General features: G+C 54.8%; 1 pseudogene. It reads left to right on the plus strand.

What is annotated here, in order from left to right:
• Positions 1–303 (plus strand): annotated as a pseudogene (locus ACLJR2_RS23785) (exodeoxyribonuclease); the annotation flags it as partial.

Below are 303 nucleotides of genomic sequence, written 5' to 3' on the forward strand. Positions count from 1 at the left end.
GGCAAATTGCTGACTCACCCAAGCCGCGCTGTCGAGGTTAGCTATTTTGGGATTGATGAGGAAACCGGGTTGGAAGTTCGGGTACGCCCTGACCTTGAGCTCGATATGGGCGGCCTGCGCATTGGCGCCGACCTGAAAACTATTAGCATGTGGAACATCAAGCAGGAAGGCCTGCGTGCGAAGTTGCACCGGGAAATCATCGATCGGGACTATCACCTGAGCGCGGCCATGTACTGCGAAACTGCGGCGCTGGACCAGTTTTTCTGGATTTTCGTCAACAAAGACGAGAACTACCACTGGGTC

This window comes from Salmonella sp. SAL03688, assembly GCF_046551895.1.
Lineage (GTDB): Bacteria > Pseudomonadota > Gammaproteobacteria > Enterobacterales > Enterobacteriaceae > Salmonella > Salmonella enterica.